The 12,321-nt window shown below is 56.2% G+C and carries 14 protein-coding genes; all 14 read right to left on the reverse strand.

The genetic code is table 11. From position 1 onward, the window contains the following. Positions 1–148 precede the first annotated feature (148 nt). Entirely contained in the window at positions 149–1,177 is a 1,029-nt protein-coding gene (locus SD626R_RS06150) for a Cdc6/Cdc18 family protein (protein WP_092564807.1), read from the reverse strand. 155 nt (positions 1,178–1,332) lie between these two features. Further along, entirely contained in the window at positions 1,333–1,548 is a 216-nt protein-coding gene (locus tag SD626R_RS06155; RefSeq protein ID WP_092564809.1) for an exodeoxyribonuclease VII small subunit, read from the reverse strand. Positions 1,549–1,585: 37 nt separating this feature from the next. Further along, positions 1,586–3,325, reverse strand: coding sequence for a zinc ribbon domain-containing protein (locus SD626R_RS06160; RefSeq protein WP_199242125.1), 1,740 nt, complete (start codon positions 3,323–3,325; stop codon positions 1,586–1,588). Continuing rightward, positions 3,318–3,947, reverse strand: a complete 630-nt coding sequence (locus SD626R_RS06165; RefSeq protein WP_092564811.1) for an IS607 family transposase — start codon at positions 3,945–3,947, stop codon at positions 3,318–3,320. Before SD626R_RS06165 ends, SD626R_RS06160 begins: the two co-directional genes overlap by 8 nt. A 60-nt stretch (positions 3,948–4,007) precedes the next feature. Next, positions 4,008–5,072, reverse strand: coding sequence for an exodeoxyribonuclease VII large subunit (gene xseA / locus SD626R_RS06170; protein WP_321163806.1), 1,065 nt, complete (start codon positions 5,070–5,072; stop codon positions 4,008–4,010). Further along, entirely contained in the window at positions 4,975–5,376 is a 402-nt protein-coding gene (locus SD626R_RS17180; protein WP_241996659.1) for an exodeoxyribonuclease VII large subunit, read from the reverse strand. Before SD626R_RS17180 ends, xseA begins: the two co-directional genes overlap by 98 nt. A gap of 59 nt (positions 5,377–5,435) precedes the next feature. Then, complete coding sequence (locus SD626R_RS06175; RefSeq protein WP_092564813.1) at positions 5,436–6,962, reverse strand: sodium:solute symporter family transporter; 1,527 nt, start codon at positions 6,960–6,962, stop codon at positions 5,436–5,438. After that, positions 6,959–7,423 carry a hypothetical protein gene (locus SD626R_RS06180; protein WP_092564815.1) on the reverse strand — a complete coding sequence of 155 codons (465 nt, stop codon included), beginning with the start codon at positions 7,421–7,423 and terminating at the stop codon, positions 6,959–6,961. The genes SD626R_RS06175 and SD626R_RS06180 overlap by 4 nt, the downstream gene beginning before the upstream one ends. Positions 7,424–7,474: 51 nt before the next feature. Continuing rightward, positions 7,475–7,927 carry a hypothetical protein gene (locus tag SD626R_RS16350; protein ID WP_137782565.1) on the reverse strand — a complete coding sequence of 151 codons (453 nt, stop codon included), beginning with the start codon at positions 7,925–7,927 and terminating at the stop codon, positions 7,475–7,477. After that, positions 7,920–8,294 (reverse strand): AtuA-related protein, encoded by a 375-nt coding sequence (locus SD626R_RS06185; RefSeq protein WP_092564817.1) that lies wholly within the window; start codon positions 8,292–8,294, stop codon positions 7,920–7,922. Before SD626R_RS06185 ends, SD626R_RS16350 begins: the two co-directional genes overlap by 8 nt. Continuing rightward, on the reverse strand, positions 8,287–9,639 hold the full coding sequence (locus tag SD626R_RS06190) for an acyclic terpene utilization AtuA family protein (protein WP_092564818.1): 1,353 nt from the start codon (positions 9,637–9,639) through the stop codon (positions 8,287–8,289). The genes SD626R_RS06185 and SD626R_RS06190 overlap by 8 nt, the downstream gene beginning before the upstream one ends. Beyond that, a complete protein-coding gene (locus SD626R_RS06195) occupies positions 9,636–11,009 on the reverse strand; it encodes a hydroxymethylglutaryl-CoA reductase, degradative (protein ID WP_255310084.1) in 1,374 nt (457 codons plus the stop codon). The genes SD626R_RS06190 and SD626R_RS06195 overlap by 4 nt, the downstream gene beginning before the upstream one ends. An 84-nt stretch (positions 11,010–11,093) precedes the next feature. After that, a complete protein-coding gene (locus SD626R_RS06200) occupies positions 11,094–11,759 on the reverse strand; it encodes an HD domain-containing protein (protein ID WP_092564822.1) in 666 nt (221 codons plus the stop codon). A 297-nt stretch (positions 11,760–12,056) separates the two neighbouring features. Further along, a partial coding sequence (locus SD626R_RS17030; RefSeq protein WP_218054130.1) for a hypothetical protein occupies positions 12,057–12,321 on the reverse strand: 265 nt, incomplete at its 5' end.

Raw genomic sequence — 12,321 nt, forward strand, 5'->3', positions numbered from 1 at the left:
CACTTGGGTGATGACCAGCCGCTAGGTCCTGTTAGTATGGCCTATTTCTGAATTCGCAGCCTGCCCCGAACATCTATTTCGGAGGTGAATATATCTGGAGAAGAAGACTCCCACAAACCCACGAGATACCTACTCCACGGCCTCTGAGTCACTGTATCGGCGATGTAGATGCTGAATCGACGAGTGAGTACTCACGATCTCGACTCGTGCCTTCTGCTTCAAGAAGGTTGTACTGTGCCATCTTCGAAAGGTAGGTCCGCACAGTGCGCTTGGTCCGCGGATCGTCGACTGCCTCAGTATAGCGGTCGTGAATCTCGCCGGGTCCGAGCGGGCCGTGGTCGCGAACAATGTCGTAGACGGTCCGCTGGTGCGGCGTGAGCGAGTCGAGGCTCTTCTGCTTGATTTGGGCCCGAGCATCTTCAGCAGCGTCTCGGAGGATGTCGTTAGTGACTTCCTCGCGATTTTCGCGGTCAGCCGTGCTGGCTGCGCTGCGAAGCATCCCGATCGCGAGACGGGCATCACCAGCAGCGGCATCAGCGATCTGATACAGCTGGTCGTCGGTGATGACGCTGTTTTCAAGCCCCCACTTCGTTCGAGCACTCAGAATGTCGTAGAGTTGCTCGTTGTGGTACTTGTCCATCCGGACGTGTTCGCTGGAGCGCAGCCGGCTCACAAGGCGATCGTCGACGCGGCTGAACAGTTCTTCTTCTTTGTTCGCGATACAGATCACCGCGAACTGCTCCATACTGTGGAGGTCGTAGATGAGACTCGGGTCTTCGAGTTGGTCGACTTCGTCGAGGATGACAACGGTTCGAGGGCCGTCGTACTGTTGGAGCCGGTCGATAAGCTCGTCGTGGGGTGTCGACTGGCGATGGATATCTATCGTTGCCCCGATGTCGTCGAGGATCTGGTACAGCGTTCGGAAGCGACTGTAGTTCCGCCAGCAATTCACGTAGGTGGCCTCAACGTCGAGCACTTCCTCGCGGAGCCGTTCGGTAACGAACTTCGAGACACAGGTTTTACCGACACCGCTCGGGCCGGTGACAATGGCTGTGTCGGCCGGCTCGCCATTTGTGATCGGTTCGAGAACGCTGGAGAGATGATTGACTTCGGCGTCGCGATGCTCGACTTCACGAGGGACGAACCCGGCGCGGAGGACGCGAGCATCACGGATCATTTGCTTCTGAAAGACTAGTTTTCAGTCAGGTTATAAAAACCTCACCGGGTCAGTTCCGGAAAACCCCTTATCCCCATCGGATTTCTTCTTTTATAGTGCCGCTGTCCCCCGATTTTGATTGTGGAAACGGTCTGCTTCCGGAAACGTCTGTAAAATCACTCGGCGCGCTCTAGTTCGGCGTCCTCACCGTCGATCTCAATGATGTCTCCGTCGCCGACATCCAGCGCGTCACGCAGTTTCTCAAGATGGTCGTCTGCCTCCTCGCGGAGCTCCTTCGCGGTGGTGAGATCAACCTCTCCATCTTCGAGCGTCTCGGCGATCTCTTCAAGTCGATCGATTGTCTCGGCGATGTCAACCTCAACCTTACTCATGGGCGATAGTTACTCGGGGAGTCCTTGAATACCGTTCCTATTTTCGGCAGTAAACAGCAGTCGCTCTCGTAAATTGAGAGACGCTGTGTGTCGCTGGGCTTGACACTGAATCTTTACTGCTATTGTTTTTCGTCTCTGTCGGGGTGACAGCGGGCGCTATGAAGCACGACCCGCCACCAGCAGTCACCCTCTTTTCGTTAGACTGTCCGAGATACGCTGCAGGAGCGTCACCGAACACGAGACGCGGGCCAGCGGAACGGCTAGCTGGCACGATTTCAGAGTCCCCCGTGTAGGAGGACGTGAAACCGTGATCCAGCGAGGCCGAACTGCTGAAGAACACGCGAGCCACGTTGACTGCACCAACGTAGTCCCGGTCGGCTTGGAAGCCACAGCGGGTGTTGTCACACCGGAAGTGACCGCCCCACCAAACCTCGGATGCGTGGTCGGGAGACTTCGTGGTGTGGCCCGTGGAACCGCACCGTGGACACGACCGAGACGTGTTACCCGGATGCACTTTCTCCACGTGTAGTCCGGCGATGTCCGCTCGATACTCGATTTTCGATATAATCTCTCGGCGTGCCCAAGACGACAATTCCCACGAGAGTTGGCCTTCACCACGAGGCGGTGACAGACTCCGCAAATCTTCGTGAACAATCGCATCCACGTCATACACCAACGCGAGTGCGAGGACTTGGTTGGCTACATCGTGAACGAGTTGTTCGCGCTTGTGCCGAATCTTGTTGTTGACTCGCTCGTACTCTGCCTGAACGTGCCTGAACGAGTCCGTGGGGTCACGCCCTTCTCGGCGTAGATATGCTAACTTGGAGTTGAGTTGATTGCGTTCCCGATTAAGCCGTTTCATCCGTTCCCGCTCTGTATTCTGGATGAAGTACGGGACAGAGAGTTGTTCTCCATTCTTGTTCACAACAGCGGCGGTAGCGTCTTTACGGATACCACCGTCAATTGCTAAAACGGTTTCAACGTCGTCTGGTTTTTCTTGATGTTCAACTTCGATGGGGAACAAGAGTTCGTAGTAGTTGTCTCCGGTTTTCGTCTGTGTCGGATGGAAGGAGGGTGCGGAGAGACTGCCGTGTTCGAGGAGTTCATGGAAGGCTTCGTAACCTTCCAGTTCGTGTTCTGTCCACGTCCAATCACCACGAGTCTCAGGTTCGAGCGTATCGGGCGTTTTGAGTTTGACCGTGAGTGTCTGCGTGTCTTCGTCGTACTCGTATTTGACCGCCTGCCCGCTCGTCGGGCCGTCGTCTGCGGAGTACGGAAGGACGCCTTTCGAGTACGATGGACAGTCCTGCATCTCAAAGTACGACTCAGGGAATCGACCGTGTTTGTCGTAGTAGGAATTGAGTTGCCCGATGAGCAGGTCAACGTACCCAGATTTGATGTATTCCTCTGCGTTCCACAGCTGTTCTTTGATTCGCCGGGTATGGATGCGGCGAATTTTGTGGTCAGGGAGGACACCTTGGATTGACTGGAAGGCTTCGCGTTTGTCGGCGTGACTGCGAAGTGTCTCACCGACTTTCTGCATCACACAGCGTTTGTACCGTGACGGGAGGTACAGATCAACGTCAGCGAACGCTTCGCCCTCGTCGAAGTATTTCCACGCTTGATACGAGTAATCGGTAACCTCGGTGAGGCGTTCGGGCGTCCAGTATCGCTCGATAAGCGTATTTGCTACGCTCTTTGTGAGTGTGTCTAATCGAGCGTGGCGCTCTTTCTCTTCGAACGGGAGTCGGATCGGGAGTGCGAGGTGACTACTCATTGGTTTCCACCTCCGCTTCCACAATCTCGACTATCCGCCTGCGTTTTGAGGAGCGCATCCCGTACAGTTTGCTTGCGAAACTGGCAACGAGCTGTAGGAGGTCGTCAGCGAGTTCGTCGTGTGCAGTCTTGTCAGTTCCCTCGTTGATGACCGTGATTTCGACGTCGTACTGGTCGAGGAGGCGTTCGAGGTAGGAGAATCCGAATCGGGTTAGGCGGTCTTGGTAGGTGACGAGGACGCGCCCGTAGTCGGCGTTCTCAGCACCGTCTAAGAGTTTGTTCAGTCCACGACGGTTCTCGTTGAGACCACTCCCTACGTCGGAGTATTTGTCTTCAATACTCCAACCGCGGTTGTGTGCGTACTCAGTGAGCAATTCGAGTTGTCGGTCGAGGTCCCCATCTCGTTTCTGAGCGTGGCCTGAAACGCGCCTGTAAATGGCAACTTTATCGCTTCTCCGCGACGGTTTTCCTGTGAGTCGTTGAAGTTCAGTGTGTGGAACCCTTCGGTGTCCACCGGGGGTTCGAGAATACTGGATTTGGTCTTCACGACACCACTTTTTCACGGTTTCACGGTGGACTCCAAGTTCATCTGCGAACTCTCCGACGGAGTACACCTTTGCCATCACTGTTTTTTACTACTTAACAATCCTGATTTTTGTAACAGCCACGCAACCCTGTTATGCTCACAGAAGTCCACCTGCCCACAGTGCGACACCGAGTAGCAGTAACCCAACGAGGACGAGGATGACTATCCGAAGTTGGCGGGCTTCCTGTTTTGCCTCTTGGACGTCTGTGTCCGTCTCGATGTCTCGATACCCGCTTTCGATCCGGCGCTCAAGTGCTTCGGTCTCTTGGGTGATGTGCGTCTCGTACGCCCGATCAATACGAGTCTCAAGTCCGCCAATGCGTCCCCGCGCTGCCCGTACCGTCACGGCCTCTGTCTCCGCGGCGTGTTCGATCTCTTGGAGTGCCGTCTCGATCCTGTCGTCGACCGCATCGAGGCGTGATCCTGTCTGTGTCGTGTAGGCGGTATCGATCCGCTGTTCGAGGTCGGCTGCTCGCTGGATACGTGCCTGCCGGGTTTCTGCCGCCCGTTCGAGCCCCACAACGGCGTTATCGATCCGTCGATTGAGCGCGTCAAGCTGCTCGCTGACGACTGTTTCGTACCCCGTTTGGAGCCGGCGTTCGATGGTCCCAACCCGCTCTCGGATGGTGCTCATCTCAGGTGTCGCCACGATCCCCGCGTCTGTTGGTGTCATTGCCACTTTGTCAGCGACATCTTCGGCGAGGGTCTCATCGTCCTCGTGGCCCACAGCAACGACTATCGGGGTCGCACAGTCCGCGATTGCTCGGACGACGGGTTCTTCGTTGAAACACCACAGCGTGTCGTCTGCGCCGCCACCACGCGTTACGACGATGATGTCGATGTCCGGATCTCGATCTGCCTGTTGGAGCGCCCCGACGATCGATGCTGCGGCGTTCTTCCCCTGAACCGTCGCTCCAAAGAAAGTGAGCGTCACCCCTGGTGCGCGTCCCCACGCGGACTCACGAAAGTCCTCTCGGGCAGACCCAGTTAATGAGGTGATGATCCCGATGTTTGCGGGAAACGATGGAAGTGGCTGTTTTCTGTCGGTATCGAAGAGGCCCTCTTCATTGAGTTCGGCACGTAATGCCTCCAATTCCTGTGATCGATCGGAATCCCCGACCGGCCAGTAGTTTTTCGTTGAGTTGTGTCCGGCCGCCTTCAACGTAGAAATCGACGTTTGCCCGAACGATTACCTCTTCGCCTTCGGTGATCGGTTCCCCGATGCGGTCGCGATAGGACGACCACACGATACACTGGATCGTTTCCTCGCCGTCGACGTCTCGGAGTGTAAAGAACGTCCCGTAGCCCTTCGCCGTCGCACCGGAGACTTCACCGACAACGTATGTTGGAAATCGCTCCGCGGCGGATTCCAAGGTGGCAGCGATTTCATCATTGAGTCGGGCAACAGACCACGCCGGTTCATCTATCTCCACGTGCCCGACTGCGGTGTCATCATCGACGGCCATTCGAACCGGCCTATGGCATCGGGTGGTTTAGTTCATTGGCTTCGTTGATGGTTAGTGTATCATGAGTCGATGACGCGCTCGATATCGTCGTCGATATCATCACGAGCCTTCGTGTTCGTGATGAGACTCACAACGATCATTACAACAATAGCAACGAGGAGCGTGAGTGCTTCAGCTGCCGAACCGTGTGGTAATGAGAAGCCGTAGAACTGGACGGCGATCGCGAGGCTAAGGTTCCCGAACAGTGCGACCACACCAGCGGCTATCGCACCTTCCGTGGTCGCGCCTTTCCAATTCAATCCGATCCCAAGCAGAGGAACAATGGCAGCGGCAAATAATCCCCACCCAACGACGCCGAGAAGACCGACGAGGATCTCTACGTAGTAGACGAGCAGTACCGACACGAGAATGATGAGTGCGGTCGCCACGCGGTGGGCGCGTAACTCCTGTCGGTCGGAGTCGTACTCGAACCCAAGGCTCTCCGGGATGTCCCGTGCGAGGTTCGCAGCGCCGATGTTGATGAATGCGTCGCTCGTACTCATCACTGCGCCAACAGCAGCGGCTAGGACGGCGCCTGCCACAATTGCTGGCGTGAATTCAACGAGGAAGATTGGAGCGGCGTTGTCGGGATTTGAGAGCTCAGCGAACTGTCCGGTCTCCACGAGCGACCGCATTCCGACCCCAAGTGCAAGCATCATGAGAGACGCCGCGAAGTACGATAACGCGGCGATTGGCGCGCCCCATTTCAGTAGCTTTGGGTCACGCAGCATGTACAGCTTGTGTGCCATGTGCGGCTGCCCGGAGTTCCCAACAAGGAATAGGAAGTACCACGTGAGTCCGAGCATAATCGGGAATGCGCCGAACGCGCCGGCGAGTTCTGGAATCTGACTGCTCAGCTCTCTGTTCATTGTGCTGAAGCCGTTGACCGTGTTCAGTGCGAGGAAGAAGACGACGACGCTCCCGGCCACCATGATCCCGCCTTGGATGAGGTCAGTAAACACCCCAGCGACCATGCCGCCGCCAATTGTGTATACTGAGATGACGGCGAGTCCAATCACGAGTGCAACAACTTCGCTCACTCCAAGCACTGTTTGGAGTACAAACGCGATGGCGAGGAACTGAACCCCGAGATACGAAATGACACCTAGCAGTACTGAAAGAGATACCAATAGTCGGACTGCCTGGCTGTCGAATCGGGCAACAGCGGCGTCAGGAATGGTGAATATCTCACGGGCCTCAGCCATCAGCCGCATTTTCTTGCCGAGGACGAACCATGACACCGGGAACGCAAGCGGTGCAACGATAGCGATCCACAGGAACCCGTACCCGCCGTCGTAGAACAGTCCGGGGCCACCGATGAAGCCGAACCCGCTCATGATTGAGGCGAAAGCAGCAAATGCAACGGCCCAGATCCCGAATCGCTTCCCGGCGATCAGGAAGTCTGATGTCGATTTTGTCTGACCAGTTGCCCAGATACCAATTGCGGCAATACCGACTAAGTACACCGCAACGATACCGACGATGAGTGGGTTCATCGTCTCTGTCGTCGAGACTTGTGTTAAGGTGGCTGTAAGGATGTCAATCATTTATCTCCCTCCTCGTCGGACCCCATCGTGCGGAACTCCGCTACTTGATCTTTGTCCCAAATGTACCTACTGAAGAGGTACGGATACGCGAACATCAGGTATAACGCGGGCGGCATCCACAACCCATAGACGACGATTGCTGTCGCCCGCGGGAATCCAAGCCAGTACGTCGGATCGGTGTACGCGGGATTCTGGAAGTGAAAGTGCCATAGCAACGCGAACGCAACACCGAGGATGAGCCACAACCCAGCTACCATTAGTTTGAACACGTTCGTGTCGTGGCGCTGCTCGGACGATTGTACGCCTAACAGCACGTATAACCCAATAAACGCCACCGCACTCCCCGAGAACACGATCTGTCCAACTTGCCCGCCGAAGTACATTGCCACGAGCATTACCACCGCAGCAAGCAATCCTCCGACGACGTACTTGTCTTCGCTAGGATTGAAATTGAGTGCCATACGTGACAGCCAATAACATGAATAAACACTATATAAAAATAATGGAATATGTTATCCTGAGTAACGTACTACATTATCTCCATACGTACTGCGTGCCCATTCGGCGAAGTCGCTTGCATCGTATGTTCGGGAGAAATGATAGAATTTCAATTGTGTTTTTTCTGTGTCAACACTAAGTCTTGGCTTGCGGATCCACGATCCCTCTTGGATTCGGATCTCACGCACCTCTGACAGCGAAATCACGTCATTGTGTTCGTCGGCAAGAATCACAGACTCCGGTTCCCTCGCGTTCTCCCGACCAATTTCCGTTGCACGCCGCTCACGACCGTCCTGCCGGAGAAGAAACGACTTGTATGACTCTCCGGCGAACACCATCAGCAACTGATCTGGCTCAAACAACAATTCATAGTGCTGGAACGACCGCGGTGATACTTGATACCACTGCGATTCCCACCATCGAGGTGTCTCGATCTCTGTAACCTGGCCGGGGTCAACATCACTCATCGCGCTCCTCATCGGACTCTGGAGGCAGTTCAAGTCGGAGCACCGCGGCCGCATACGTTTTCCCTTGACTGTCATACCGGAGACTGAACTGACCGCCACCGTCAAGTGCCTCACTAGCTACGAAATTGAACCCCGGTAGATTCGGCAGTTGATACCGAGTTACCGATCCGTCGATGAGCTCCCCAAACAGATCAGCGACGCGATCAGCGGTCAACTGTCTCTCCAGCCGGCGGTATGCGGCATCGGACTCGGCGATAATGCCGATATTAACTGTATTTGCCTTGTCACCAGACCGGCCGTACGCAATCTCGTCGACTCGAACTGCTTGCTTCGGCGACACCCCTGACCCGTCCCCGTCATCACTCATCGACACTCACCTCAGGGTCAACCACTGATTTTGGCACCAGCGTCGGCCACACATCAATAATCGGGCGGGGACGCGGTCGCCCGCTGTCAGTGAGTCCGGTTACGCTCGGCGGACCGGCCAGTGACAGAGGAGCAAACTCAGTGCCTAACCGTCGAAGATCCTCGCGTTCCGGACCGCGGGCAGCAAACCGGAGTAACACCTCGTTGTGATTATCGCGAGCAGGCGCAGCCGGACCGTGCGCTGCGTTATGTCCAACAAACTCCGCGCGTGTGTCCCAAACTGTGAGACCCCGGTCTTCGATCCGGGTTTCAATCACCGACGCCGCGCGCTTCGCTTTCGCTAACGCATCCGGTCGAGAGTACAGCATATTCCCCGCGACACGGTACCCGTTTTCGAAATGCACACTCACCTTATATGAGTCCGGTGGCGCTGTCCCTTCACAGCCTGTGATCGCCACCGTATCTCCCCCAACCTCCGTAATCTCAGGGGCAGTAAAATCTGCAGCCACATCTGGCGTCAGATACGCCTGTGGGTCACCGATCTCGTACACTAACTGCTGAGCGACCGTTGCCCGCGACACCTCTCCACCAGTACCGTCCGGCTTGGTGAGCTGTATCTCGCCGTCGGGCTCAACTGCCACGATCGGGTATCCAACGTCGTCATACTCGATTGTTTCCCACTCTCGCGTCGAGTTCCCACCTGTCACTTGCGTCCCGCACTCGATGAGATGTCCTGCGACGATTCCAGCTGCAAGCCGGTCGTACTGCTCTCGGCCCCACTCGTACTCATGGATCAGCGGGCCGAGCGCTAACGCTGGGTCAACCACACGCCCAGTAATGACCACGTCAGCACCCGAATCGAGCGCCGCCGCAACCGGGAACGCACCCAAATATGCCGCCGCCGTCACGACATCATCGGCCACGTCCTCATACCGCGTATCGTCCTCGAAGGGCTCTAACCCGTGTCGAGCATGCAGCCGATCCAGCTGGTCAGTAATATCATCGCCGGTGACGGTAGCAACAGTCACATCCACTCCCTGCTCAGCGGCATGCTCACGGACCCGAGCCGCACATGACGACGGATTCAGCCCACCAGCGTTCGTCACTATGCGCACTTCACGGTCAACTAGGTCTGCCAGATGCTCAGCAATGACGTACTCGACGAAATCTGTCGCGTACCCCTTCTCCGGATCGCGGTCGCGGAGCCGGTCGAGGATTCCCATCGTCACCTCTGCAAGATACTCCAACTGCAAGTATTCGAACTCAGCACCCGATGCTAACAGTCGTTCAGTCGCATCCGGGTAATCACCCCAGAACCCGGCAGCGTTGGCGATCCGAACTGTCATTCGCTTAATTCATCGATTAGTTCCTCTGCACGGTCCTGCCGTACCGCCTCCTCGGCAACCATCCGCGCCGCCACTTCATCGACAAGATCATCCGGTGCACCCGCCTGTATCGCGATATTCTTCGCATGCAGACTCATGTGACCGCGTTGAATCCCTTCGCTCACGAGCGCACGAAGCCCCGCGAAATTCTGCGCGAGTCCAACGGCTGCAAACACCCCCGCGAGCTCATCTGCAGAGTCCACGTCGAGCAACTCTAGTGCAGCCTCCGCCGTTGGTTGTAGCCGCGTCGCACCGCCGACGGTTCCAACTTGAATCGGGAGTTCAATACTACATGCGAGACGCCCGTCAGCATCGACCTCGTACGTTGTTAGCGGCCCGTACCCGTCCTGTGCCGCGTACGCATGTGCACCCGCCTCGATAGCCCGCCAGTCGTTGAATGTCGCCGTTGCGACTGCGTCTATCCCGTTCATAATCCCCTTGTTATGAGTCGCCGCACGGTACGGGTCACCGGCAGCGAACGCCCATGCATCCACGATCCCATCTCGGATCTCCTCACCGGACAGTTCCACGTCCTCTGTCTCTAGTGCATCTGGTTTGACCGTACACGTCGCACGAGCAAGTCGTCTGTCCGCGAGATTCGATAAAATCCGGAGTGACACGTCTCCCCCGGTCAATTCCTCGATCTCCGGCGCAAGTGCCTCCGCCATCGTGTTGACCGCGTTCCCACCCATCGCATCACGAACATCAACGATCAAGTGCGTGATGAGCATCTCACCGCGCGGTGTGTCGATTACCCGGACTTGCACGTTCTCACACCCACCCCCGTGTTCGACTAACACCGGATCTTGCTCGTTGGCGAGCTCAATCAGGTCATCTGCCGCATCGAGTACCGTGGACTTCGCGTGATGCGGTGTCGGGACGTCTGTCGCTTGAATCTGCGCAATCATGATGGGCCCCGACACATCGGTGGTGAATCCACCAGTCCCGCGAGCCATACGCGCCCCAAACGACGCAGCAGCGACGACACTTGTCTCCTCAACCGCCATAGGCACCAGCGTGTCTTCGCCATCAATCTGGAAATTCGTCGCAATCCCGATTGGATACTCAAGCGTTCCGACAACGTTCTCGCTCACGGCGTCCGCACCGTCAACACCCAATTTTCCTCCCCGCAGTGATTCGACGGTTTCAGGCTCAACGCCGGCGTCAATTAGCGCCTGTTGGCGCTCTGCGGGCGATCCCTTGTAGAAACCAGAGAGACGTGAATCCATGCAGGTGAGTCCTCTACTATCATCATTAATTTTGGGGGGACGGAACCTCCACGACGAACCCAGCTCAGACTCCCACCGACACAGCCCGATTGACCGTTCCACGCCACAAAATTCAGGATCACCATTTCGCTCGACAGGCAAACTAAAATCACTCGCTGACGGTCCCCCGGGTGGATTTTCCCGGATCTATTGCGTTCCTTCAGCTCCGATCTCATCATGGAACCGGGCAAGAAACTCATCCATGTACTCGGATCGTGACGCCCCAAGTTCTTGAGCCGGCTCCGTGTGCAGCGCCTTTAGGCGCTCGTCTGCCCACTTTCGGAGCACAGATACATCGTCTTGATCGGCCGTCACGGCTCTATTAGCCGTGAAATCATCAATAACAGCGTGCCGTTCGTCGCTTCGCCCAGATCGCTCTCCAATAATACAGGCAAGGCGTGTCACCCCGACGGCACCTGTCGCATCTAACTTATCAGCGTCAAACAACAGCTTCGCTTCGATCGTTTCTGCATTGGGAGAACTCGCTCGAATACTGTGCGTTCGAATGCAGTGTTGTATCGCTTCAATGTCTGCTTCAGGAACCCCTTCCGCAGCAAGTAACTCACTAGCCTCACGCGTCGCCCACACAGCATGATCGTCGATATCATCAGTCCGCTCACGTGGGCGGCCAATATCGTGTAACCACGCCGCCGCAGCAAGCACTCCCGTCTCAACGTGCTGGTCAACATCAGCTGCGAGGCGAAGAGCAACATCACGGACCCGATTTGCATGAAATTCATCATGTGCAGGCAGCGCATCATCATAATACGGGACTGCAAGCGTTCGCGCAAGTGAACCCAATTCGTCAGGCACAGCAACGTGTACTCCGAACGACCGCATATTCGTTGTGGTGTGATCCCTGCCGACCTCATCAGGATGCCGTACAGTGGTCTGTTCTTTCGCTGTCGACATCTCGAAGCGTGAAGACCATCTCCTGGGCTTTCGCTGTTGAATCGGACACTTCGCCGACAACGTATATCGGATACCGATCTGAGCTGGATCCCAAGGTAGCAGGCTCTGTTGAAATCTATAACAGCTGATGTATTTTGTTTCGGTTGTGGTCAATACAGACGGGCGGTGCCCCGTGGCGGAAGATCAGTGAGACATCGACTACCTGAGTCCGAGATAGTACGCCGGAACACCGAGAGCGACGGCCCCCGTTATCAGCCAACGGGACCAGTACACTGAGAGCATATCCCACATATGGAGATAGGGAACAGCGAGAGCGAAGGTCCCGATCAGAAAGGCGGCACCGATATCCCAAGCAGCGAAGCCGTTACCACTCTGCTCCGGGGGTTTAATCGTATTGTGTACGACGACGGTAGTGTTCAGATAAGCTGATTCCATGCGAAAGCGAACGATCTCAGCCACTCGT

It is taken from the genome of Halorubrum sp. SD626R, assembly GCF_001261915.1.
Classification (GTDB): domain Archaea; phylum Halobacteriota; class Halobacteria; order Halobacteriales; family Haloferacaceae; genus Halorubrum.

Coding starts and splice junctions, on each gene's coding strand:
- SD626R_RS06150 (WP_092564807.1), bottom strand. CDS start 1,177: ATGATCCGTGATGCTCGCGTCCTCCGCGCCGGGTTCGTCCCTCGTGAA.
- SD626R_RS06155 (WP_092564809.1), bottom strand. CDS start 1,548: ATGAGTAAGGTTGAGGTTGACATCGCCGAGACAATCGATCGACTTGAA.
- SD626R_RS06160 (WP_199242125.1), bottom strand. CDS start 3,325: ATGAGTAGTCACCTCGCACTCCCGATCCGACTCCCGTTCGAAGAGAAA.
- SD626R_RS06165 (WP_092564811.1), bottom strand. CDS start 3,947: ATGGCAAAGGTGTACTCCGTCGGAGAGTTCGCAGATGAACTTGGAGTC.
- SD626R_RS17180 (WP_241996659.1), bottom strand. CDS start 5,376: ATGGCCGTCGATGATGACACCGCAGTCGGGCACGTGGAGATAGATGAA.
- SD626R_RS06175 (WP_092564813.1), bottom strand. CDS start 6,962: ATGATTGACATCCTTACAGCCACCTTAACACAAGTCTCGACGACAGAG.
- SD626R_RS06180 (WP_092564815.1), bottom strand. CDS start 7,423: ATGGCACTCAATTTCAATCCTAGCGAAGACAAGTACGTCGTCGGAGGA.
- SD626R_RS16350 (WP_137782565.1), bottom strand. CDS start 7,927: ATGAGTGATGTTGACCCCGGCCAGGTTACAGAGATCGAGACACCTCGA.
- SD626R_RS06185 (WP_092564817.1), bottom strand. CDS start 8,294: ATGAGTGATGACGGGGACGGGTCAGGGGTGTCGCCGAAGCAAGCAGTT.
- SD626R_RS06190 (WP_092564818.1), bottom strand. CDS start 9,639: ATGACAGTTCGGATCGCCAACGCTGCCGGGTTCTGGGGTGATTACCCG.